Source organism: Actinomyces provencensis, assembly GCF_900155435.1.
In the GTDB taxonomy this organism is placed as follows: Bacteria; Actinomycetota; Actinomycetes; order Actinomycetales; family Actinomycetaceae; genus Pauljensenia; species Pauljensenia provencensis.
In genome coordinates this window covers 2045197-2068553 of the sequence record NZ_LT700212.1, presented here as the reverse complement: position 1 = coordinate 2068553, position 23357 = coordinate 2045197, and the positions used below count along the sequence as shown (strand labels likewise).

Sequence of the window (23357 nt, the reverse complement as noted above, 5' to 3'; positions counted from 1 at the left end):
CGAAGTCGGCACGGGCACGATGCCCCCACCGGAGCGGTGGGGGCATCGTGCTGCCAGCGGGGAGGTCGCGGGACCCAGGGGGACAGTACCCGCCCGCGCGGGGTCCGGGCCGGGGCCCTCAGGCCCCCATCCAGTAGGCGTGCAGGGCTGCGGACATCGCCTGGAGGTCAGCGATGTGGCTCATCTCCCGGGCCGAGTGCATCGACAGGAGGCCGATGCCGACGTCGACGGTGGTGATCCCCAGACGGGTCGTGGTGATCGGACCGATCGTGGAACCGCAGGGCATGGCGTTGTTGGAGACGAACTCCTGGTGGGCCACACCGGCAGCGGTGCAGGCCCGGTCCCACAGCGCGGTGCCCACCGCGTCGGTGGCGTAGCGCTGGTTCGCGTTGATCTTGAGCATCGGCCCGCGCCCCATGACGGGCCGCGTGCCGGGGTCGTGGCGGTCGGCGTAGTTGGGGTGCACCGAGTGCCCCGCATCGCAGGACACGCACGAGGACGCCGCCAGCAGGCGTGCCGTGCCCTCGGCGTCGCGCCCCAGCGCCCACGCGGTGCGGCGCAGGACGTCCTCGAGGACGGGGCCGGCAGCTCCTGAGCGCGTCGCGGACCCGACCTCCTCGTGGTCGAAGCAGGCCAGGACCAGGACGTCGCCGCCGGCCGGGGGCTCCGCGGCGAGGGCCTCCAGGGCGGTGAGTGCGGAGTGCACGGAGGAGAGGTTGTCCTGGCGTCCCGAGGCCACGAACTGGCCCGTCTCGCCGAAGAATCCCGGGCCCTGTGCGGGGATCGTCACCAACTCGTAGGAGGCGATCCGGTCCTTGTCCTCCAGGCCGGCATCACGGGCCACGACGTCCAGGACGTCGGCACCGGGGTGCCCCACCGTCCACACGGGGTGGAGATGACGCTGGGGGTCGAGCTTGAGCCCGTCCCCGTTGACACCCCGGTCCAGGTGGATGGCGAGCTGGGGGATGCGTGCGACGGCCCCCGTGCGCACGAGGACCTCATGTCCGTCCGTGGTGATGAGGCGACCGGCCAGGGCGAGCTCGCGGTCGAGCCACGAGTTCCACAGCATGCCGCCGTAGACCTCGACACCCAGCTGGCCCCATCCGTCGGTCGTCGTCGTGGAGGCATTCGGCTTGAGCTTGAAGGCGGGGGAGTCCGTGTGTGCGCCGATGATGCGGAACCCTGCGTCCTCACCCACCTCCTCGGGGACGAACCAGGCCATCACCGCGCCGTCGCGGACCATGACGTGTCCGCCCGGGGTCGCCTCCCACGGGCGGGTCTCCTCCTGGAGGGCGAAGCCGACGTCCTGGAGTCTCTGGGAGACCAGGTGGGCTGCGTGGAAGGAGGAGGGGCTGTCGGCCAGGAAGTGGGCGTAGTCGATCGCGTGTTCGCGGGTGGCATCCAGGGGCATGGTGCCATGGTAGGCCGAGCCCCCTGCGGGCTCCGTCCACCACGTCTCGCCGGGCGCGCAGGGGGTCATCGGAATTACGCTGGGTGCATGGACACGGATCTCGACATCCCCACATGGACCCTCAATGACGGCGACGTCGTGCCCGCGATCGCGCTGGGGACCTACAAGCTCAGCGGCGCCAGCGGCGTCGACGCCATGGTCTCGGCCATGCACCAGGGCTACAGGCTGCTCGACTCGGCCTTCAACTACGAGAACGAGGGCGCACTGGGCGAGGCCGTGCGCCGCGCGGGCATCCCACGCGAGGAATTGCGCCTCACCTCGAAGCTGCCCGGGCGCCACCACGACTACGACCAGGCCATCGACACGGTCCACGAGTCCCTCTACCGGGCAGGGCTGGACTACTGGGACCTCTACCTCATCCACTGGCCCAACCCCAAGGTCGGGAAGTACGTCGAGGCGTACCGGGCGCTCGCGGACCTGCAGCGTGAGGGACTGATCCGCTCCATCGGCGTCTCCAACTTCCTGCCCGAGCACCTCCACCGCATCATCGACGAGGTCGGGATCGTCCCGGCCGTCAACCAGATCGAGCTGCTGCCCTACTTCCCCCAGACCGAACAGCTGGAGGTGCACGCCCAGCTGGGGATCCGCACGGAGTCGTGGAGCCCCATCGGGCGCGGCAACGCCGTCGCGAAGGACCCCGTGGTCGAGGGGATCGCTCGTGCCCATGACGTCAGTCCCGTCCAGACGATCCTGCGCTGGCACCACCAGCTGGGATCGATCCCCCTGCCCAAGTCCTCCAATCCCGGACGCCAGCGCGAGAACCTGGACGTCTTCGGGTTCGCACTGAGCGACGAGGAGATGGCGGCCATCACCGCCCTGGGGCGCCCCGACGGGCGCACCAAGGGTCAGGATCCCGCGGTCTACGAGGAGTTCTGAGCGCTGCCGGTGGCGTGAGGACACGGCGGAGGGGCCCGCACCGGACCGGTGCGGGCCCCTCCGTGTCGACTGTGTCAGTCGGTCCCCGCAGTGGGGGCTCAGGCCCCGAGGCGGCGCGAGACCGAGATCGCGCGCGTGACCTGGACGTCCAGGGCGTCCAGCGTGGCCTCCGAGAGGGGCTCCGTGTTCTCCGGGCCCGTCGCGTGGGAGGTCCCGTAGGGGTTCCCGTCGACGAACTTCGTCGGGTCCGTGTACCCGGGGGTGACGAGGATGCCGCCGAAGTGGGCGATCATCGTGTTGATGTGGATCAGGGTCGACTCCTGTCCACCGTGCAGTGTCTGGGAGGACGTGAACGCGGTGTAGACCTTGTCCGCGAGCTTGCCCTGTCCCCACAGGGGCCCCAGCGTGTCGATGAAGGCCTGGAACTGGTGGGTGACGGCGGAGTAGCGCGTCGGGGAGCCGAGGATCACGACGTCGGCCCACTCGAGGTCCTCGGGTGTCGCGGTGGGGTACTCGGCGACCTCGGCGGCGTTCGCGGCCGCGGGCGGGATGGCCGCGATGCGCTCGGCAGGGGTGTCGTCGGCGACGGGCCGCACGCGGACCTCCGCGCCGAGGGCCTCTGCGGTGCTCGCCAGGCGCTTGGCCATGGCGGTCCCGTGCCCGGTGAATGAGTAGTAGACGATGGCGACCTTGGTCATCCGGTTCTCCTCAGGTGATGCTCCGTGACCCCGGCGGAGTGCCGGGGTCGTTGATCTGGCAACAATCTCACGTTACCCGCGAGATGTTGCTCAGTCAACTGAATGATAGGGTTGACGCATGTCGGACGACCGGGAGCTCCCCGAGGGCGAGCAGATGGGCGCGTGGCACAGCTGGATCCTGGCGGCGCGCACCTTCACGGCGCATCTCGATCGCGTTCTCGGGGCCGAGGTCGACCTCGCCCTCGTCGACGTCGAACTCCTGGACGGCCTGGCCGCCACCCCTGAGGCACGACGCATGTGCGACCTGGGGAGTTCGGTCGCCCTCACCCGCTCGGGGGCCACGCGTGCGGTGACCCGCCTCGAGAAGCTCGGCCTGGTGCGCCGCCTCCCCTCCCCCTCCGACCGGCGTTCCACCGTCGTGGAGCTGACCGAGGAGGGGCGGGAGCTGCACGCACGCGCGAGCACCGTGGTCGACCGTGAGGTGCGTGCCAACTTCGTGGAGGCACTGGGAGTGGACGACACGCTCGCGATCGGGGCATGTGCGGACCGGGTCCGAGCCGCCTTGCTCGGCACCCCGGCCTGCCGGGCGCAGGCCCGGGAGGACGCCCGACCCCTGTGACACAATCGGGCCGGTGTGGTCCTACTTCGGAGCGATGACCCTGCTGGGCGGGCTCGGGTTCGACCCGGGGCCCATGCTCATCTCCGTGGGGGCCCTCTCACTGGGCGCGCGGCGGCGCACCGTCGTCCTCTTCGCCGCCGTCCTGGTCCTCGCCACGACCGCGTGGGGCGTCGCCCTCACCCTCGTCGCCGGCCCGGCGATCCGCCACGTGCACTGGTCCGCACTGGCGGAGTCCCCCCTCGGACTCGGGGTGGCCGCCCTCGTCGCGACGGCCCTCCTCGCATGGGGAGTCCTGACACTGCGCCGTCGTGCCACGACCCGGGGTGCCGCGGAGGACCCGGGGCGCGCCCGCCGGGAGACGCGCACGGCCGCCCGCATCGCCGCGGGGCCGCTCCCGCTGCTGCTGGTGGCGCTGTTCTTCGTCGCGATCGTGCTGTCCGACCCCCCGTTCCCCGCAGGTGTCGTCCTCTCCTCGCACCGCGCGGTCCCCGAGGTCGTCCTCGGCTTCCTCGTGTGGTCGCTCGTGTCCCAGTCACCCGTGGTCCTGCTCGCCGTGGCGCTGGTGGCCGGGGCGGGCGAGCGCTTCGTCGCACTCACGCGCCGCGTCACGACCCGCATCGCCCCCTCGGTCACCCTCGTCGCGGCAGGGGCAGCCGCGCTGGGAGGGGTGCTCCTGGGGAGCTGGGTCGTGGTCCGCCTGGTGGGGTGAGGGTCCCCGACGGGGGTGTCCCCCCTCCGCGGACCGGGTGCGCTCAGTCGGCCAGGCTGTAGCGGTAGACGTTGGTCTCGCGCTGCTGGAACCCGCACCTGCGGTAGAGGCGGTTGGCGGCCTCCCGAGACGGACGCGAGGTGAGGTCCACCGTGCGGGCACCGAGGGTGCGGGCATGGGCGAGTGCCGCCTCCACCAGGGCCTGGCCCGCACCCGAGCCCCGTGCCCCGTTGTCGACGACGACGTCCTCGATCCAGGCGCGCAGACCCGTGGGGATCGCGAAGGTCGCCAGGGAGAGCATGCCGAGGATCCGGCCGGCGTGGGGGGCGCCCTCGTCGGCGCGGAAGACGAACAGGTGCACGCTCTCCTGGGAGACGAGACGGTCGGTGGCCGCGGCGTCCAGGGGTTCGGCACTGCGTGACAGCTGCGGGACCAGGAGCGCCATGGCCTCGACCAGTTCGGGGGAGGACGTGGTGACGAGTTCGACGGACATGGGCACTCCTTCGTGTGGGTGGTGGTGGGATCCTATCGGTGTCCGGTGCGGGACGGCCGGGTGGTGGCGTCAGGCGGTGGGCGTGCCCTCCGCCCAGGGCCGGAACGACGTCCGCGGGCAGGACATCTCGATGAGGCGGCGGGTGCGGCCGTCCAGTTCGGTGTCGAAGACGACACCCGTCTCCTCGAAGCCGAGTTCGGCGTAGAGGGCGCGGTTGGCACGGTTGTGCTCGTAGACGCCCAGGGTCATGAGGTCGATCCCGGTCTCGGTGAACCCGGCCTCGACACTCCGCTCGACGAGGGTGCGTCCGTACCCCTTGCGGCGCTTGACGGGGTTGATCAGCACGCGGCCGAAGCGGCCGATCGTGCCGTCGTCGCTGGTGATGAGCGAGGCATGGCCCACCGGAAGCCCATCGCCCTGGACGGCCGTCCAGAGGATGCGCCCGTTCGCCGTGGCCTCCTCCAGATCCTGTGCGAGCTGGTCAAGATCCAGGGGCCAGTGGAACGACGTGCCGGACCAGAGGACGAGATCCGTGGCGGTCGGGACGCACCCCATCAGGATCGGGAGGTCGGACAGCTCGGTGCGTCTCAGCTGGAAGGTCACCCCTCGATTATCCTCTGTACCCGCACGGTCGACGAGCTCCTCAGCTGTGGGGGGACGCACGTTGAGCGTGTGGTCAGGTCGCGTGCGGTTCCGGCCCCCGTGGTCCGTGCCACACGCGCGCCGGTGGGTCCGGTCGGTGTCCGGGGTGGGAGTGGCCCCGACCGGCGGGACTGCACGGACCGTGGTGGGCCGGGGGCGAAGACGAAGCGCTCCTGGACGTGGAAGCTCAGCAGGTACAGTCCACCGTCCCCCACCACCTTCGCCGCCCACAGGGGAAGGCCCAGCGTGGTGAGGACGGTGAGTGCACCCCAGGAGGCACCCACCATCGCGAGTGCGAGGAGGCCGTAGCGCAGACCCGTGCGTGCCGCGGTCCCCTTCCGCGCGCGGAAGATGCGCCGGTTGAGCCCGTGGTTCACCGTCGCGGAGACGAGGCGTGCCCCGATGACGGGGAGCAGCAGGCCGGAGAAGAACGGGCGCAGGAACAGGAGGACTGCCAGGTCGACACCGAAGGCGGCCAGCGAGGATGCCGAGAACGCCACCAGGGGTGCGAAGATGCGCAGCGAGTCCCGCACGGGGCGGAAGTGGGAGGTGGCATTCCCCCTGTCGTAGACCGTCTCGATGGGCACCTGCTCGGAGGGGAGGTGTGCGCGGGCCGCGGAGAGGAGCACGTTCAGCTCGTACTCGTAACGGTCCCCGGGGATCCCCACCAGCCAGTCCAGCTGCTCGGCGGGATGCCCCCGCAGCCCGGTCTGGGTGTCCGCGAGGTTCCAGCCGGTCGAGAGGCGGAACAGCAGGGCGGTGATGTCATTGCCGATCTGGCTGCGCAGGGGCACTTCCCCCGAGAACTCCCGGACGCCCAGGACCAGGGTGCCCGCCTCCTCGAGGGTGTGGACGACACGGAGGATGTCGCCGACGCGGTGCTGCCCGTCGGCGTCGGCGGTGACCACGTCCGATCCCGGGTGGTGCCTGCGCACGTGCTCGAAGCCCGTGCGCAGGGCCGCGCCCTTGCCCCGGTTCGCGGCCAGGTGGAGGACCTCGGCGCCGCGTTCCGCGGCCCCTGCGAAGAGGTGGGCGGAGTCGGGTCCGGAGCCGTCGTCGACGACCACGACGAGGAGGTCGCGCCGGGCCCGTCGGAGTCCGGTGACGAGGGCGAGGAGGCGTTCGTCCGGTCGGAAGGCCGGGATGAGGACGATCATGACCCGGCCCGGATGTAGAGGATGTCGGAGGTGGCTCTCTCCCCGCCGTTGGAGGGCTGGTTGACGACCTCGCCGTTGAACCACAGGGTGGAGGAACCGCCGCCGTCGAGGTTGTAGGCAGTCGTCGCACCCAGGTCCTTCATGATCCGGGCGAGTTCCGTCATCGTCACGCCACGGGAGTGGCCCTCGGAACGTCCGTCGATGACGACGAGGACCAGGTGGTTCTCGTCGATGACCCCGATGGCGGTCCGGGGCTGGTCCCCCTGGACGGAGTGGTTGCCGAAGTTCGTGTCGATCTCGACGGAGTCGATGCCGTCGACGACCTCTGCGTCCTCGACCAGCGCCGGGCCGAAGGAGAGCGTGTTCCACACGCCCTCGTCGACGAGGGTCCGGGCGTCGGTGGTGGTCTCGTCGTAGACCTCCACCCTCCCGTCGCGGTAGAGGGCCAGGCCCTCCCGGGCGCCCTCGTCGCGGTAGACGACCCCGTTGCGGATGACGATCCCCGTGTCACGGAACCCGTAGTAGTCACCGTTGATGGCCAGGACGGCGCCGTTCTCCGTGGCGATCTGGGAGGTCTTCTCGGTGATGTTCTCCCCGAAGGAGTCATCGGCGAACGCGGACCTCAGATCTGTCGCATCACTGAGCCGGACGTCGGCCACGTAGTACGTCACCGTGTCGGATCCGCTGCCCGTGGTGACGGCGGAGAGGGAGACCGAGGTGTCCCCCGACCGGTAGCTGGTCGCGGTGGTGGTCGTCGAGGAGGTCGGGCTGTCGTCCTGTGTGCCGTCCTCCGCCGTGGAGGACCCGGAGGAGGTGTCACCCGGACTGTCGGTGCCGGCCGAGGAGTCCCCGGCCGAGGTGGTGGACTCCAGCGCCGAGGCATTGGTGACCTCGACGTGCGGGATGACGAACCTGTCGAGGGCCCACGCGCTCGCCCCTCCCAGGGCGAGCAGGAGGGTGAGGGCGCCAGTGAGGAGGGCCCTCCCTGTCCTCTTCCCAATCCGTCGTCCGTCACTGGCGTCGGCGTCGGCGCGGTCAGTGTCCCGGTCCGGCTCGCGCTCCGGAGGGGTGTCGTCGTTTCGCTCCATGCCCGGCAGGATCGCCGGTGGACTTCGTGCGCCGGTGTGGTGCTGCTGTGTCCGTGCTGTGCACCTCGGTCGCCGGGCGGGGGTCCGGCGGTCCCGTGCCCCCGGTCCCCGGCGGGTCCCGTGCTGCACTGTCCGGCTGCGCCACCGGTGCGCCGCAGTGGGGTGTGTCGCAGGCCGACAGTCCTGTGGTGCCGCTGCCGTGCTGTCCGGTCGACCCTGCACAGGGTTGCGGTGGGTCGCCCTCCCGGGGTCAGTCCCTCCGGGTCAGTCTGATGGCGACCTCGGCGTGTGCGGTGTGGGGGAACATGTCGAACAGGCGCGCCTCCTGGGGGCGCAGGTGCGGCATGGCGAGGAGGTCCCGGGCCAGGCTCTGCGGGTTGCAGGAGGAGTAGACGACCAGGCCGACCCGTGAGTCGTCCAGCCATCGGGCCAGGTCAGGCCCGATCCCCCGGCGGGGAGGATTGACCACGACGGCATCCGGGACCGACTCCTGCCCCAGGGCCCACTCCGTGGCGTCCGCTGCCACGAAGCGTGCGGCACCGGACCCCGTCGCTGGGTGGACCGACGAGGTGCTGCCCGGGGCTGCGGTCCCGGACAGCAGGTCGTCCGCAGCCTTCCGGGCCGAGGCGATCGCCTGTCCGGAGACCTCCACCCCGGTCACCTCCGCGACTCCGGCCCGCGCTGCGTGGAGCGCGAAGCCACCGACCCCGCAGTAGAGGTCCCACAGGCTGCGGGCCCCGCCCTCGTCGACCCACCGGGCTGCCTGGCGGTAGAGGTCACCTGCGACCTCCGTGTTCGTCTGGGAGAAGCTGCGCGGGCCGGGATCGAGGACGACGTCGCCGACGCGCATGGGGAGCGTGGCGGACCCGGTGAGCACGATCTCCTCGGGGCCCTCGATGATGGCCTCGTGGACGGGGTGGATGTTCGCCGTGACGACCCGTGTGGAGGGCACCAGTTCCAGGAGCAGCCCCAGGTTCCGGCGCAGGGAGGCGAGCTGGCGACGGGAGCGCAGGACGAACCGCACCATCAGCGTGCCGTCATCGGCCGAGGTCACCAGGACGTACTTGAGCTCGCCGCTCCTCCGGGGGACGTCGTAGGGCACGAGTCCCGTCCGTCGGATGAAATGGGCGAGGCCGGGCATGGCGGCCCGCAGGGCGGGATCCATGACCGGGCAGTCCCTCAGGTCGACCCCGTGGCGGTCGGTGTCGAGGATTCCCAGGGTCGGGTCCTGCGTGGTCCCGCCGACGACCATCTTCGCCCGTGTGCGGAACCCTGTCTCCGCCGAGGTGCGCGCCGGGAGCCAGGTGATGTCCGCAGCCCCCGGGACCTCCGCCAGGGCGTGCTCGACGGAAGCCTGCTTGTCCGTCACCTGGTCGGCGTAGGGGATCTCCAGCCAGGTGCACGAACGGCAGACTCCCGCATCCCAGTACGCGCACTCCACCCGGGGATTCTCCCACGGCGGGCGCACTCCTCCCCACCCCTCCCCCTCGGCGAAGTCCGCTCTGTTCCAGGCTCGAAGTCCGCTCTGTTCGGGGGTCGAGGTCCGCTCTGTTCGGGGGTCGAAGTCCGCTCTGTTCGGAGGTCGAAGTCCGCCCTGTTCGGGGATCGGAGTCCGTTCTCCCGCGACCGCCGGGGGATCTGAACGTCGACGGCGCGTGGGTCGGGGCCCGGTCCGGTCCGGGGGTGACCCGGTGTCGAGAGCACAGGTGGTCGGTGTCGCGCCACGCTGGGCGACGTCGACCCGCGGGATCGGGCGCGCAGCGCCGTCTGCGCCGGTCACCTGGCCTCGGGGAGCGCCCTCGCCCCGCCCTCGTCGATGGGGATCCGGGCCACGGGAATAAACCCACCCCCCATGAGTTGAGTACAGCAGACTCAAGTTTGAGGCCCGCCGGGTTGCCACCCGGGAGGCAACACTCTAACCTTGAGTGGAGGAGACTCAAGCAAGAGCCCCGAACAACGACACACACCGAACCGGCACCGCCGGCGGCCCACCGGCCGCCACGGAAATCCACACCGGGACGGACGGAAGGAACAGACACACATGGCACGAGCAATCGGCATTGACCTCGGCACCACCAACTCCGCGATCGCGGTCCTGGAAGGTGGCGAGCCCACCATCATCGCCAACGCGGAGGGGCAGCGCACCACGCCCTCCGTCGTGGCATTCTCCAAGACGGGTGAGGTGCTGGTCGGCGAGATCGCCAAGCGCCAGGCCGTCACCAACGTCAGCCGCACCATCTCCTCCGTCAAGCGCCACATGGGCACTGACTGGACCACCGAGATCGACGGCAAGAAGTACACCCCCCAGGAGATCTCCGCGCGCATCCTGGCCAAGCTGAAGCACGACGCGGAGGAGTACCTCGGCGAGCCCGTCACCGACGCGGTCATCACCGTCCCCGCCTACTTCAACGACGCGCAGCGCCAGGCCACGAAGGACGCCGGTCAGATCGCCGGCCTCAACGTGACCCGAATCGTCAACGAGCCCACCGCCGCGGCACTGGCCTACGGCCTGGAGAAGGGCAAGGAGGACGAGAACATCCTGGTCTTCGACCTCGGTGGTGGCACCTTCGACGTGTCCCTGCTGGAGATCGGCAAGGATGACGACGGGTTCTCCACCATCCAGGTCCGCGCGACCGCCGGTGACAACCGACTCGGTGGCGACGACTGGGACCAGCGCATCGTCGACTGGCTGATCCAGCAGGTGAAGTCCAAGACCGGTGCGGACCTGTCGAAGGACCCGGTGGCCCTGCAGCGTCTGAAGGAGTCCGCTGAGCAGGCGAAGAAGGAGCTGTCCTCCGCGACGAGCACCAACATCTCCCTGCAGTACCTCTCGATGACCTCCGACGGCCCGATCCACCTGGACGAGACCCTCTCGCGCGCCAAGTTCGAGGAGATGACCTCCGACCTGCTCGAGCGCACGAAGAAGCCGTTCCACGACGTCATCCGCGAGGCCGGCATCAAGGTCTCCGACATCAACCACGTCGTGCTGGTGGGTGGTTCCACCCGTATGCCCGCCGTGACCGAGGTCGTCAAGGAACTGACCGGTGGCAAGGAGCCCAACAAGGGCGTCAACCCCGATGAGGTCGTCGCCGTGGGCGCGGCCCTCCAGGCCGGCGTCATCGAGGGCGACCGCAAGGACGTCCTGCTGATCGACGTCACCCCGCTGTCCCTGGGCATCGAGACCAAGGGCGGGATCATGACCAAGCTCATCGAGCGCAACACGGCCATCCCGACCAAGCACTCCGAGGTGTTCTCCACCGCTGAGGACGGACAGACCTCCGTGCTCATCCAGGTCTACCAGGGCGAGCGCGAGTTCGCCCGTGACAACAAGCCGCTGGGCACCTTCGAGCTGACCGGCATCGCGCCGGCCCCGCGTGGCGTCCCCCAGATCGAGGTCACCTTCGACATCGACGCCAACGGCATCGTCCACGTCTCCGCCAAGGACCGTGGCACCGGCAAGGAGCAGTCGATGACCATCACGGGTGGGTCCGCCCTGCCCAAGGAGGACATCGACCGCATGGTGCACGAGGCCGAGGCACACGCCGAGGACGACAAGAAGCGCCGCGAGGCCGCCGACACCCGCAACCTGGCCGAGCAGACCGTGTACTCGATGGAGAAGCTCCTCAAGGACAACGCGGACAAGATCACCGAGGGCACGCGCACCGAGGTCCAGGGCGACATCGACGCCCTGAAGAAGGCCCTGGAGGGCGAGGACACCGACGCGGTGAAGTCCGCCCTGGACAAGCTCAACGAGTCGGGCATGAAGGTCGGCCAGGAGGTCTACTCCGCCCAGCAGGCCTCCGAGTCGGAGACCCCCACCGGTGACGAGGGCGCCCAGTTCTCCTCCGAGGAGGGCCAGTCCTCCAGCTCCGACGATGACGACGTCATCGACGCCGAGATCGTGGACGAGGACGACGACAAGTGAGTGAGGAACCGATGAACGGCGAGTCGGGCGAGGAGCCCGGCACCCCCGCTGGTGCATCGGGCCACACCGACGAGGGCGGCGCCGCCGAGGCGGCGCAGGCGGGCGCCTCGGCGCCCGCCACCCCCTCCGGCGCCGGGGAGCCCGACACCGGGCACGACGACGCCGGGGAGACGGACGCACCCGCAACGGGGAAGGAGGGGCACGACATGTCGGACTTCGAGGCCGATGTCGAGGACTCCGAGCTCGCCGGGGCGATGGCCCGTATCGGCGAGCTGGGGGATGACCTCGCCCGCGCGAAGGCGGACCTGTTCAACCTCAACCAGGAGTACGGGAACTACGTGCGCCGGGCCAAGGAGGCCGCCTCCGCCCACCGCGGGTCGGGCCACGAGGAGGTCGTGGAGTCCCTCATCGGAGTGCTCGACGACATCGACGCGGCGAGGGCCCACGGCGAGCTCGAGGGTCCCTTCGCGTCGATCGCCCAGAAGCTGGAGGACACACTGTCCACCCGTTTCCACCTGGAGCGCTTCGGTGCCGTCGGGGACGACTTCGACCCCGCACTGCACGAGGCCCTCATGGCGCGCACCAGTGCCGAGGTCGACCACCCGGTGGTCGCCCAGGTGCTCCAGCCGGGGTACCGGATGGGTGACAAGGTGCTGCGGCCCACGAAGGTGCTGGTCGAGAATCCCGAGTGAGGATGACCACGGAGCACACGACAATGGATCAAGGAGGTGAGTTGCGGTGAGCGGACAGGACTGGCTCGAGAAGGACTTCTACAAGACCTTGGGCGTCGACAAGGACGCCGATCAGGATGCCATCAAGAAGGCGTACCGCAAGCTCGCCCGGAAGTGGCACCCGGACCAGAACCCGGGTGACGCCAAGGCCGAGGAGAGGTTCAAGGAGATCGGCGAGGCGTACGCCGTGCTCTCCGACGCCGAGCAGCGCAAGCAGTACGACGCACTGCGGGCGATGGCCGGCGGCGGGGCGAGGTTCTCCGCCGGACCCGGCGGCTCCAACGGCGCCGGGTTCGAGGACGTCTTCTCCTCGATGTTCGGTGGCGGCAACGGGGGGACCCGTGTCCGTTACAGCACCAACGGTGGCTCGGCCAACGGGGGTGGCGACTTCGACGACATCCTCTCCAACCTGTTCGGCGGGGGAGGCGCGGCCCCGGGCGGCGCCTCCTTCGGGCGGGGCAGTCGTTTCGGTGCCGGGGCGTCCTTCGGTGGGACGTCAGGAGGTGGCTCCGGCTTCGGGGGTGGTTCCCCGCAGCGCGGTGCCGACCTGAGGGCCTCCACCTCGTTGTCCTTCCGTCAGGCGCTCGAGGGCACCACGGTGCGGATGAGCGTGGACGGGAAGTCGATGACGGTGCGCATTCCCGAGGGGGTGCGTGACGGCCAGAAGATCCGTCTGCGCGGCAAGGGCCGTCCCGGCCAGCTCGGGGCGCCCGCGGGCGACCTCGTGGTGACCATCAAGGTCGAGCCGCACCCGGTGTACTCCCGCTCCGGTGACGACCTGCGCATGCACCTGCCGGTGACGTACGCGGAGGCCGCACTGGGTGCCAAGGTGTCCGTGCCCCTGCCCGACGGGAAGAGCATCTCACTGAAGGTCCCCGCCGGGACGGCCTCGGGCACGGTGCTGCGGGTGCGCCGTCGCGGTGTCCACCACGGCAAGCGCACCGGTGATCTCCTCGTCGAGATCCAGGTCGCGGTGCCCAAGGACATGGATGCCGACCAGCGCAGGGCCGTGGAGGCCCTGGCCGCCAGCCAGGGTGACTGGGACCCGCGTGCGGGTCTGGCCGACCGGGCACGGGTGTGAGCACCGTGGCGCGTGATCAGGGTGAGCCCCGGGGGATGCTGTTCGCCATCTCGGTCGCTGCCGAGCTGGCGGGCATGCACCCCCAGACCCTGCGTCAGTACGACCGCCTCGGTCTGGTGACGCCCGCCCGCTCCAAGGGGCGCGGGCGTCGCTACACCTCACGCGACGTGCAGCGTCTGCGCGACGTCCAGCGCATGTCGCAGGAGGACGGGATCAACCTGGCGGGGATCCGTCGGATCCTCGACCTGGAGGCCCAGGTGGAGCACCTGCGTGAGCAGGGTGCGCTCCTGAGGGACCGCCTCGAGGAGCTCGAGGAACGTCGGGACCGTGTCTTCGCGGCCTCGGCCACCGGGGAGGTCTCGCCGCTGCGGCGGGGACAGCGCGCCACGTGGACCGAGGGGAGCGGCGGGCACCGCGCGGACCTGGTCCTGTGGGACCCGTTGCGCGCGGCGATTGCCCACCGGGCCGCCCGGGCGACCATCGAGGCGGCCCGACCCGCGGGCGGCACATCTGTGCGTCCACGCGGGGGGAGTCGTGTCGTGGAGGGCACCTTCGGCGCCTTCTGACACCCACTCCTCTCCCGGCACGGGGCCCCAGGGGTCCCGGTACGCCCTGCCCCCTCCCGTCAGCATCCGACCCCGGAGTCCGCTGTGGACCCGGGGTCGATCCATGTCCGCGACCCCCGCGGGCCCGGGCGCGCACCGGTGTGGCACCGCGCTAGTGTGACCCCATGAATCAGCCCGGGGGAGCAGCACAGGGGAACTCGGTGCGCGAGCACATGTCGGTGCGTTCACACCTGGCGACCGGGGTCGGGCGACTGGCCCGGGCGGCCTCGCGCACCCTCGGCCGCGGGTCCGGCGGGATGATCGGCGGTGAGGTCGCGCTCGCGGTCTCACCACGTGTCCTCGCCGACCTCGCCCGCGGGCGTCGGTGCGTCACCGTGACAGGGACGAACGGGAAGTCCACCACCACCCGGATGGTGCGCGCCGCACTGTCGACCCGCGCCGCGGTCGCCTCCAATGTCAATGGCGACAACATGCCCCCCGGCATCGTCACCGCCCTCATGGAGGCCCCCTGGGCACCGTTCGCAGCCCTCGAGGTCGACGAGATGCACCTGCCCCTGGTCGCCGCGGACGTCGACCCCGCGGTGATGGTCCTGCTCAACCTCTCGCGCGACCAGCTCGACCGCGTCGGGGAGATCGGTACCGTCGAGAGGCGCCTCCGCTCGGCGGTGGACACCCACCCCGCGGCAGTCGTGGTCGCCAATTGCGACGATCCCCTGATCGCCTCGGCCGCGTGGGACTCCGACCACGTCGTGTGGGTGGCCGCCGGAGGGGGCTGGGGGGCCGACTCGGTGGGCTTCCCCCGAGGTGGTCGCGTGGTCCGCGCCGACGGTTCCTGGCACGTCGCCGACGGACCGACGGCCTTCGCCCGTCCCGACCCGCAGTGGTGGCTGGAGGATGCCGAGCCCGGTTCCGCCGGTGCCGACGGCGCCAGCGCGGTGCTGGTCGGTCCCGGAGGGATCCGCGAGCAGCTGCACCTGGCACTCCCGGGGGTGGCCAACCTCGGCAACGCGGCCCAGGCCGTCGCCGCCGCCGTCGCCCTGGGGGCCGATGCGCACGAGGCCGCCGCCGCCGTCTGCGGTGTCAGTGAGGTCGCCGGGCGCTACTCGGTCCACGAGGTCGACGGGCGCCGCGTGCGGGTCATGCTGGCCAAGAACCCTGCGGGCTGGCAGGAGGCCATGACGATGATCGACCCGGAGGTCGACCAGGTGGTGGTGGCCGTCAACGGCCAGGTCCCCGACGGGCAGGACCTCTCCTGGCTGTGGGACGTGGACTTCTCGGCCCTGGAGACCGGGCGCCGACGCACGGTCGTGGCCTGCGGCGAGCGCGGGGCGGACCTCGCAGTGCGCCTGGAGTACGACGGACTCCACTGCCGTCGTGTCGGGACGCCCATGGAGGCCATCGCGCTGTGCCGCCCCGGCAGGGTCGAGCTCCTCGCGAACTACACCGCCTTCCGTGATCTCAAGAGGGTCCTCGACGCCCGCGGTCGCGGTGCGGTCGGGAAGGGCTCCGACGAGGGCGGGGCCGCGAGCACTCCTGACGACTCCGGTGAGACGACTCCGACGAGGGGGAGCGATGAGTGATTCCGTCCTGGGCATCGGCGTCCTGCTGCCCGAGGTCCTCGGGACCTACGGGGACACCGGGAACGCCTGGATCCTGCGCGAGCGCGCACACCGGCGCGGCTTCGAGGCCGAGGTCCACGTCATCGACCTGGACACGCCGATCCCGGAGGGTCTCGACATCTACACCATGGGGGGTGGCGAGGACACCGCACAGGCACTGGCGGCGGGAAAGTTCGCCAGCGACCCGGGCCTGGTGCGCGCCCTCGACGCCGGTCATCCCCTGCTCGCGATCTGTGCGTCACTGCAGGTGCTCGGGCACTGGTACCGAGATGCCCGAGGCGAGCGCGTCGCCGGCATCGGGGTCCTGGACGTGACCACCGACCCCCAGGGGCACCGCACCATCGGGGAGCTCGTCTCCGAACCCCTGGTGGAGGGGTTGACCGACCTGCTCACGGGTTTCGAGAACCACGGGGGTGGAACGGTGCTGGGCCCGGATGCCGCCCCCCTGGGCCGCGTGCTGGTGGGCACCGGCAACGGGACTCCTGAAGGGACAGAGCCCGCAGCGGTGGCCACTGACGGTGTCGTCCAGGGTGCGATCATCGCGACCTACATGCACGGCCCCGCCCTCGCCCGCAATCCTCAGTTGGCGGACCTGCTGCTCTCCCGAGCGGTGGGGCGCGACCTGGAGCCCCTCGACGTTCCCGGGGTCCCTGAACTGCGTCGGGAACGTCTGGAGGCGACGGGCGCCCTGCGCGCCTGAGGCCTCCCGCACCCCGTCAACCGTCTCCCCGGGCGACCGCCGAGCGGGCCCGGCTAGACTTCAGTCATCACGCTGAACCCCTGGAAGGGGCCGAGATGTCCACTCCGAACGACCCGACACCTGACGATCGCCCGCGCTTCGGTCAGCGCTCACCCGGCTGGAAGCCCGAGGACGAGTCCGCGGCACAGCCCGGCGAGGCCTCCGGTACCCCTTGGCCGCAGTACGGCCAGACCTCCGGTCCGGCCTCCGGGTCCCCGTGGCCCCAGGCCGGGACGCCCGGCGGGCCCGGCTCCCAGGCCGGATCCCAGGGAGGTCCTGCGACCCCCGCCGGTCCCGGGTACGGGTCCCTGCCTCCCTACGGCCAGGCGGGGCCGGGCGCACCCTCGGGCCCCTACGGTCCTGTCGGCGGTGGACCCGCCCAACCGTTGCCGTCCCGCGCCTGGGCGATCGTGCTGATCGTGGTGGGGGCGCTGACGGCGACCGTGCTCGCCCTCGGGGTGTTCGTGACGGTGCTGCTCACCGGCGTGGGGTTCCAGGACCTCGTCTCCAGTGCGAGTGAGGTGACGTCAGGATCGACGGTGACCGTCGACCAGTCGGGCTCCTACCTGGTCAGTGCCACGGGTGGGGAGGCGGTCAGCTGCACCCTGGAGGGTTCCGACGGTTCCACCCATGCACTCGGCGAGACGACCGGGAACTCCTCCGTCGTCCTCGGACTGGGTATCCCCGCCGGCGACTACACCCTGGAGTGCACCGGCGCGACAGGACAGCTGGTCGGGATGACCGGGGTCGATGCCTCGGCGCTGACATCTGCCGGGACCCGTTCGTTCCTGTGGGGGACGGCGGTGGGCGTGCTCGGCATCGCGCTGACGATCGGCGGGATCATCTGGTTGGTGCGGGTGAACCGTCGTCGTCGCGAGATCCAGCGCGGACAGTGGAGCATGGGTCCCTACCGCGCGTGATCCGCACGTCGTGTGCTCGCTGCGCCCCGGGTCCCGGGCCGCGTGTCCGACGGCTCCGGCACGCGGTGGTCCGGTCGCTCCCACGGGCGCCCCGACCGGAGGACCAGCTGCGGGGTGATCAGTCACCCAGTCGCTGCCAGAGGAACTCCCACACGAGTGCCTGGACGTGTGCGCGCTGGGCATTGTCCGCGGCTCCCGCGTGTCCGCCCTCGATGTTCTCGAAGTAGAGGACGTCCGCGCGTCCCTCCAGCATCCGCCAGGTCATGGTCCGCGCATGTGCGGGGTGGACCCGGTCGTCACGCGTGGAGGTCGTGATGAGCACCGGGGGATGGGCCAGTTCGGGGTCCCAGCGGTGGAAGGGGCTGTACTCCTGCAACCACTCCCACTGCCCGGGGTCGTCGGGGTCCCCGTACTCGGCCGTCCAGGAGGCTCCCGCCAGGAGCGTGTGGTAGCGGCGCATGTCCAGGAGAGGGACCTGGACGACGACCGCGCCGAACAGATCAGGCTCGCGCACCAGCATGTTCCCGGTCAGCAGTCCGCCGTTGGAGCCTCCCTGGATGCCCAGGTGCGACGGGGTCGACACGCCACGGGCGACCAGGTCCCTGGCGACCGCGGCGAAGTCCTCGTAGGCGCGGTCGCGGTGCTGGCGCAGGGCGGCGCGGTGCCACGCGGGGCCGTACTCACCGCCACCCCGGATGTTGGCGACCACGTAGGTGCCGCCCTGTTCCAGCAGGGCCCGGCCCACGCCCGGGGCGTAGTGGGGGAGGAGGGAGACCTCGAACCCGCCGTAGCCGTACAGGAGGGTGGGCGCCGTCGGGTTCCCACCGGGGCGGCCGACCTGGAAGTAGGGGACGCGTGTCCCGTCCGGTGAGGTCGCGAAGTGCTGGCTGACCTCGATGCCGGTGGGGTCGAAGAATGCGGGCGCCTGCCGCACGACCCGGGTGGAGCCCACCGCACCCGAGGTGTCGAGTTCCAGGAGCACGAGGGTCGTCGGTGTGGTGAAACCGGAGACGGTCAACCACAGCCGGTCGTCCTCGAACGGGGTGACGGCACCCACCGACACCGTCGCCAGGGAGGGCACCGCGGTGTCACCCAGGTCCAGGTCGCGCACGGTCCACGCAGCTGCGCTCGGGTCCGATCCAGGCACAGGCACAGGCACAGGCACAGGCACAGGCACGGGCACAGTCGCCGGGGCGGACACTCTGGCGGCCGCCGAGGGGACGGCGTCGCCCTCGTCCGCTCTCCCGGTCGCGTCCGCGCCCCCGCTCGTGTGGACGTCAGCCTCGGTTCCGGCCACCGCTCCCGTCCCGGACCGCGGTGGGGTCGCCACGCGCAGACGTGAGGTGACGTCGTCGAGCAGCGAGAGGACGACGTGGTGCCGGGTGGCGGTGAAACCGTCCAGGAAGGTGTGCGCGTCCGGCTGGAAGACCGGGTGTGCCAGTCGGGACCCCGCCAGGAAGTCGTCCAGGTCGAAGGCGAGCAGCGAGCCCGCGGCCCAGGTCCTGCCCTCCAGGTCCCAGTCCTCCCGCAGTGCCACCAACAGCCACTCCCGCCAGGCGGAGACGTCGGCGGAGGAAGGGACCGCGATGGGGACCGGCACGAGTCCTCCCACCTCCGCGGCGCCCTCCTGCGCGCTGTCCAGCAGGTAGGTCGTCGAGTGGTGGAAGTCGTGGGCGACCTCCGCCCACGAGCGTCCGAAACCGGGGGTGTGGTCGTGGTGTGCACCCACGGCCAGGTCGTCCGCGTCGCCGCTGATGACCGCTGCGGCGTCCGAGGGATCCTGACCGCGTCGCACCCGGCGCGCCTGCAGTGGGTACCCGGAGGTCGAGGTGGTACCCGGTCCGAAGTCGTTCGAGACCCACACGGTGTCGCGGTCGATCCAGGACATCGACCCCTTCGCCCGCGTCCGCGTGAAGCCGCCCTCCACCCAGGAGCGGGAGGGGATGTCGAACTCGCGGGTGGTGTCGGCGTCCGAGCCGCCCTCGGAGAGGTCGATGAGGGCCCGGTCGCCGTCGGGGTGGAGCACGTTGGCACCGTGCCACACCCAGGAGCGGCCCTCCTCGGCGGAGAGGGCGTCGACGTCGACGAGGACGACCCAGTCGTCGCCCCCTGCGAGGTAGGTGTCGAGGTCCTGACGTCGCCACAGTCCACGGGGGTGGTCGGCATCGGTCCAGAAGTTGTACGCCCACGACTCCCGCACCCGGACGAAGGGGATGCGGTCGGGGGCGTCGAGAACCTCACGGAGCCGGGTCTCCAGGTGCTGCAGGTGCGGCCCTGCGAGCTCGGCCTCCGTGGAGGCGTTGCGCTCGCGGACCCAGTCCAGGGCCTGCTCCCCTTCGATCTCGTCGAGCCAGGCCGGAGGAGTGGGTGGGGAGGCGGGGTTCGTCATGCCCCCATTGTGCGCGAGGGTGTGGGCATCAGTGCGCACGGGCGTCGGAGGTGCGTGACGTGGAGGGCGGATGACGTCCGCGTGCTCCGCCACCGGCAGGCACACGGCCCCGGCCCGCCTGACCGGGTACCGGTGGGCCTCAGGTGAGCATGCGCCCGACGTGGGCGAGGGTGCGCTCCATGGCGGGGCGCCCGAACTTCTCCACCGAGGGGGACTGGGCGACGCCGTAGAGCATCGCCAGGACCAGGAGGATGTCGTTGACACTGAGATCCGCGCGCACCACCCCGGCCCGTCGGGAGATCTCGAGGGGTTCGGCGAAGACCGACTCGGTGCGCTCCCACAGCTGCGCAGCCTGCTCGGAGGCCTGGGCATTGGCGTGGATGATGCGGAACATCCCGGGGATGGTGTGCTGGTCCCAGGCCATCATCTCGATGACGTCCAGGAGGACTCCCGGGTCCCCCGCGTGGGTGCGTGTGTGGGCCAGGTACCGGTCGAGCCGAGCACCGTAGATGGCCGAGATCAGGGAGATCCTGCTGGGGAAGTGCCGGTAGAGCGTGCCACGCCCCAGGCCGGAACGGGCAGTGACCAGCGCCAGTGGTGCGTCGGGTCCGTGCTCGGTGAACACGGCTTCGGCCGCATCGAGGAGTGTCTGCCGATTGCGTGCGGCATCGGAGCGGGTCATGTCGACATGCTACGGGCGGAGGGTGCGGTCACGGCCGGGTTCGGGGCGTCCTCGTGGCGGGTGCTCGCCCCTCCCGTCGTCGCACCCGATGTGTGGGTTCCGGGGCACACGGGGGAGACAGGCAAACTTGAGTGGAATACACTCAAGGTTGTGAACGTTGAGATCTGCAGACACCGGGACGAGTGGGGAACACCCCCTGCACACCCGGTCAATGCACATGTCACAGCGCCCGCACACAGGTCCCTGCCGGGGACCGGCGCGACGCGGCGCCACATCAGGAGGTAGACGTGAACCATCAATTCACGACCAAGTCGCAGGAGGCCATCAGCTCCGCCGTCCAGGCAGCTGGGGCCGCGGGCAATCCCCAGGTGGAACCCGCACACCTGCTCGGGGCACTCCTCGAGCAGGAGGAGGGCATCGCACTGTCACTGCTGGCAGCGGTCGGTGCCGACCGGAAGGTCGTGGGGACCCGCGTGCGCAACGTGCTGGTCTCCCTGCCCTCCAGCTCGGGATCGTCCGTGGCCCAGCCACAGTCGTCCCGCTCCCTCATGAACGTCCTCAACGAGGCGGGGAGGCGCGCCGACGAGGGCGGGGACACGTTCGTCTCCACGGAGCACCTGCTCATCGCACTGGCGGACTCCGACACCGAGGCGGGCCACATCCTCACCGAGGCCGGCGCGACGCCCGACAAGCTGGTCGCGGCCCTGAAGGAGCTGCGTCCCGAGCCGGTCACCTCGGCCGACCCGGAGGGTTCCTTCGAGGCACTCAAGAAGTACGGCCGTGACCTCACCGAGGTGGCGCGGGAGGGCAAGCTCGACCCCGTCATCGGCCGGGACACCGAGATCCGCCGTGTCATCCAGGTCCTGTCCCGGCGCACCAAGAACAACCCCGTGCTGATCGGTGAGCCCGGCGTCGGCAAGACCGCAGTGGTCGAGGGCCTCGCCCAGCGCATCGTCGCCGGCGACGTGCCGGAGTCCCTCCGCGACAAGTCGCTCATCGCCCTCGACATCACGTCGATGGTGGCCGGGGCCAAGTACCGCGGCGACTTCGAGGAACGCCTCAAGAGCGTGCTCAACGAGATCAAGCGCTCCGAGGGTCAGGTCATCACCTTCATCGACGAGCTCCACACCGTCGTCGGTGCGGGCTCGGCCGAGGGCTCCATGGACGCGGGCAACATGCTCAAGCCCATGCTGGCCCGTGGCGAGCTGCGCCTGGTGGGTGCGACCACCCTGGACGAGTACCGCGAGAACATCGAGAAGGACCCCGCCCTGGAGCGTCGTTTCCAGCAGGTCTTCGTCGGTGAGCCCTCCGTGGAGGACACCATCGCCATCCTGCGTGGCATCGCGCCGAAGTACGAGGCCCACCACAAGGTCACGATCTCCGACGGTGCCCTGGTCGCCGCAGCCACGCTGTCCGACCGCTACATCACGGGGCGCCAGCTGCCCGACAAGGCCATCGACCTGATCGACGAGGCCGCCTCCCGGCTGCGCATGGAGTTGGACTCCAGCCCCGTCGAGATCGACGAGCTGCGCCGTCAGGTGGACCGCCTGCGCATGGAGGAGTCCTACCTCCAGGAGTCCGATCCCGACGCCACCGACGAGGCGACCCAGGACCGCCTGGCCCGCCTGAGGAGCGACTTGGCCGACAAGCAGGAGTCGCTGACGGCGCTCACCAGTCGCTGGGAGGCCGAGAAGGCCGGCCACAACAAGGTCGGTGACCTGCGCGTGCAACTCGACGAGCTGCGCACGCAACTGGACCTGGCGGTGCGCGAGAACCGCTGGGAGGAGGCCGGTCGTCTCCAGAACGGTGAGATCCCTGCGATCGAGCGTCAGATCGCGGAGGCCGAGGCCGCCGCAGACGAGAACAGTGCCGACGGCAACGCCCCCGAGCCCATGATCGCCGAGAAGGTCGGGGCCGAGGAGATCGCCGAGGTCATCGAGGCCTGGACGGGGATCCCCACCGGGCGCCTGCTGCAGGGTGAGACCGAGAAGCTCCTCCACATGGAGGAGGTCATCGGCAAGCGCCTCATCGGACAGAAGTCGGCCGTCCACGCGGTCGCCGACGCCGTGCGCCGCTCGCGCGCGGGCATCTCCGATCCGGACCGTCCCACCGGTTCGTTCCTGTTCCTGGGTCCCACCGGCGTCGGCAAGACGGAGCTGGCGAAGTCCCTGGCGGAGTTCCTCTTCGACGACGAGCACGCCATGGTCCGCATCGACATGTCGGAGTACTCCGAGAAGCACTCGGTCGCGCGTCTGGTCGGTGCTCCCCCGGGGTACGTCGGCTACGAGGAGGGTGGCCAGCTCACCGAGGCCGTGCGGCGGCGTCCCTACAGCGTCGTCCTGCTCGACGAGGTCGAGAAGGCGGACCCGGAGATCTTCAACATCCTCCTCCAGGTCCTCGACGACGGCCGCCTGACCGATGGCCAGGGCCGTACCGTCGACTTCCGCAACACGATCCTCATCCTGACGTCCAACCTCGGGTCCCAGTACCTGGTGGACCAGACGCTGGACGCGGAGGCGAAGCGGGAGGCGGTGATGGCGGAGGTGCGCCGGTCCTTCAAGCCCGAGTTCCTCAACCGCCTCGACGAGACCCTGATCTTCGACCCGCTGTCCCAGGACGACCTGGCCCGCATCGTGGACCTGCAGGTCGAGGACATGGCACGCAGGCTCGCCTCGCGCCGCATCACCCTGGACGTCTCCGAGCCCGCCAAGGGCTGGCTGACCAGGGTCGGGTACGACCCGGCCTACGGTGCCCGTCCGTTGCGTCGGACCGTCCAGCGCGAGATCGGTGACCGTCTGGCGACGCTGCTGCTCTCCGGTGACGTCGAGGACGGCGACCGGGTGCGCGTGGACGTGTCGGAGGACCTCTCCGGGCTCACCGTCACCTCCGCCGCCGTGGCCGACCTCCCCTCCGAGGAGGACACCGACCAGGACTGGTGACCCGGCTGCCCGA

Annotated in this window: 20 protein-coding genes; 11 read left to right on the top strand and 9 right to left on the bottom strand. The window is 70.7% G+C overall.

The features are described from left to right. Window positions 1–118: 118 nt before the first annotated feature. Complete coding sequence (locus tag BQ9890_RS09150; protein ID WP_075892970.1) at window positions 119–1411, bottom strand: M18 family aminopeptidase; 1293 nt, start codon at window positions 1409–1411, stop codon at window positions 119–121. A gap of 87 nt (window positions 1412–1498) precedes the next feature. Between BQ9890_RS09150 and BQ9890_RS09145 the strand changes: the two genes are divergently transcribed. Then, the gene (locus tag BQ9890_RS09145; protein ID WP_075891011.1) at window positions 1499–2347 is read left to right on the top strand and encodes an aldo/keto reductase; all 849 of its coding nucleotides are present in this window, start codon (window positions 1499–1501) and stop codon (window positions 2345–2347) included. A 98-nt stretch (window positions 2348–2445) separates the two neighbouring features. On the opposite strand, the gene BQ9890_RS09140 is transcribed toward BQ9890_RS09145, so the two are convergent. Continuing rightward, complete coding sequence (locus BQ9890_RS09140) at window positions 2446–3045, bottom strand: NAD(P)H-dependent oxidoreductase (protein ID WP_075891009.1); 600 nt, start codon at window positions 3043–3045, stop codon at window positions 2446–2448. A 118-nt stretch (window positions 3046–3163) separates the two neighbouring features. On the opposite strand from BQ9890_RS09140, the gene BQ9890_RS09135 reads away from it, so the two are divergent. Beyond that, the gene (locus BQ9890_RS09135) at window positions 3164–3664 is read left to right on the top strand and encodes a MarR family winged helix-turn-helix transcriptional regulator (RefSeq protein WP_075891007.1); all 501 of its coding nucleotides are present in this window, start codon (window positions 3164–3166) and stop codon (window positions 3662–3664) included. Window positions 3665–3677: 13 nt separating this feature from the next. Then, complete coding sequence (locus BQ9890_RS09130) at window positions 3678–4373, top strand: hypothetical protein (protein ID WP_075891005.1); 696 nt, start codon at window positions 3678–3680, stop codon at window positions 4371–4373. Window positions 4374–4416: 43 nt separating this feature from the next. On the opposite strand, the gene BQ9890_RS09125 is transcribed toward BQ9890_RS09130, so the two are convergent. The 5 genes from BQ9890_RS09125 to BQ9890_RS09105 all read right to left on the bottom strand — a co-directional run bounded on the left by BQ9890_RS09125 (window position 4417) and on the right by BQ9890_RS09105 (window position 9194). Continuing rightward, the gene (locus BQ9890_RS09125) at window positions 4417–4866 is read right to left on the bottom strand and encodes a GNAT family N-acetyltransferase (protein ID WP_075891002.1); all 450 of its coding nucleotides are present in this window, start codon (window positions 4864–4866) and stop codon (window positions 4417–4419) included. Window positions 4867–4935: 69 nt separating this feature from the next. Next, window positions 4936–5469 carry a GNAT family N-acetyltransferase gene (locus tag BQ9890_RS09120; RefSeq protein ID WP_075891000.1) on the bottom strand — a complete coding sequence of 178 codons (534 nt, stop codon included), beginning with the start codon at window positions 5467–5469 and terminating at the stop codon, window positions 4936–4938. Further along, window positions 5466–6665: a bifunctional glycosyltransferase family 2/GtrA family protein gene (locus BQ9890_RS09115; RefSeq protein WP_075890998.1), complete on the bottom strand. Its 1200-nt coding sequence runs from the start codon at window positions 6663–6665 to the stop codon at window positions 5466–5468. The genes BQ9890_RS09120 and BQ9890_RS09115 overlap by 4 nt, the downstream gene beginning before the upstream one ends. Next, entirely contained in the window at window positions 6662–7753 is a 1092-nt protein-coding gene (locus tag BQ9890_RS09110; RefSeq protein WP_078062345.1) for a phosphodiester glycosidase family protein, read from the bottom strand. The genes BQ9890_RS09115 and BQ9890_RS09110 overlap by 4 nt, the downstream gene beginning before the upstream one ends. Before the next feature lie 250 nt (window positions 7754–8003). Then, window positions 8004–9194, bottom strand: a complete 1191-nt coding sequence (locus BQ9890_RS09105; RefSeq protein WP_075890996.1) for a methyltransferase domain-containing protein — start codon at window positions 9192–9194, stop codon at window positions 8004–8006. Window positions 9195–9794: 600 nt separating this feature from the next. Here BQ9890_RS09105 and dnaK point away from each other — a divergent pair. The 7 genes from dnaK (at window position 9795) to BQ9890_RS09070 (ending at window position 17334) form a co-directional block, all read left to right on the top strand. Continuing rightward, window positions 9795–11678 (top strand): molecular chaperone DnaK, encoded by a 1884-nt coding sequence (gene dnaK, locus BQ9890_RS09100; protein WP_075890994.1) that lies wholly within the window; start codon window positions 9795–9797, stop codon window positions 11676–11678. Beyond that, complete coding sequence (locus BQ9890_RS09095) at window positions 11675–12370, top strand: nucleotide exchange factor GrpE (RefSeq protein ID WP_230297890.1); 696 nt, start codon at window positions 11675–11677, stop codon at window positions 12368–12370. The genes dnaK and BQ9890_RS09095 overlap by 4 nt, the downstream gene beginning before the upstream one ends. Window positions 12371–12416: 46 nt before the next feature. Beyond that, window positions 12417–13490, top strand: coding sequence for a DnaJ C-terminal domain-containing protein (locus BQ9890_RS09090; RefSeq protein ID WP_075890992.1), 1074 nt, complete (start codon window positions 12417–12419; stop codon window positions 13488–13490). Between the two features lie 35 nt (window positions 13491–13525). Beyond that, complete coding sequence (locus BQ9890_RS09085; protein WP_075890990.1) at window positions 13526–14056, top strand: heat shock protein transcriptional repressor HspR; 531 nt, start codon at window positions 13526–13528, stop codon at window positions 14054–14056. A 164-nt stretch (window positions 14057–14220) separates the two neighbouring features. Continuing rightward, window positions 14221–15636: a Mur ligase family protein gene (locus tag BQ9890_RS09080; RefSeq protein WP_075890988.1), complete on the top strand. Its 1416-nt coding sequence runs from the start codon at window positions 14221–14223 to the stop codon at window positions 15634–15636. Beyond that, window positions 15629–16375: a type 1 glutamine amidotransferase gene (locus BQ9890_RS09075; protein ID WP_075890986.1), complete on the top strand. Its 747-nt coding sequence runs from the start codon at window positions 15629–15631 to the stop codon at window positions 16373–16375. The genes BQ9890_RS09080 and BQ9890_RS09075 overlap by 8 nt, the downstream gene beginning before the upstream one ends. A gap of 95 nt (window positions 16376–16470) precedes the next feature. Then, window positions 16471–17334 carry a hypothetical protein gene (locus BQ9890_RS09070; protein ID WP_075890984.1) on the top strand — a complete coding sequence of 288 codons (864 nt, stop codon included), beginning with the start codon at window positions 16471–16473 and terminating at the stop codon, window positions 17332–17334. Between the two features lie 118 nt (window positions 17335–17452). Here the strand turns inward: BQ9890_RS09070 and BQ9890_RS09065 are convergent, their stop codons facing one another. Together BQ9890_RS09065 and BQ9890_RS09060 are read right to left on the bottom strand one after the other, a co-directional pair. Then, window positions 17453–19723, bottom strand: a complete 2271-nt coding sequence (locus tag BQ9890_RS09065; RefSeq protein WP_075892964.1) for a prolyl oligopeptidase family serine peptidase — start codon at window positions 19721–19723, stop codon at window positions 17453–17455. A gap of 139 nt (window positions 19724–19862) precedes the next feature. Further along, on the bottom strand, window positions 19863–20405 hold the full coding sequence (locus tag BQ9890_RS09060) for a TetR/AcrR family transcriptional regulator (RefSeq protein WP_075890982.1): 543 nt from the start codon (window positions 20403–20405) through the stop codon (window positions 19863–19865). A gap of 287 nt (window positions 20406–20692) precedes the next feature. Here BQ9890_RS09060 and clpB point away from each other — a divergent pair, with 287 nt between their 5' ends. Continuing rightward, on the top strand, window positions 20693–23344 hold the full coding sequence (gene clpB, locus BQ9890_RS09055) for an ATP-dependent chaperone ClpB (protein WP_075890980.1): 2652 nt from the start codon (window positions 20693–20695) through the stop codon (window positions 23342–23344). Window positions 23345–23357: the final 13 nt, after the last annotated feature.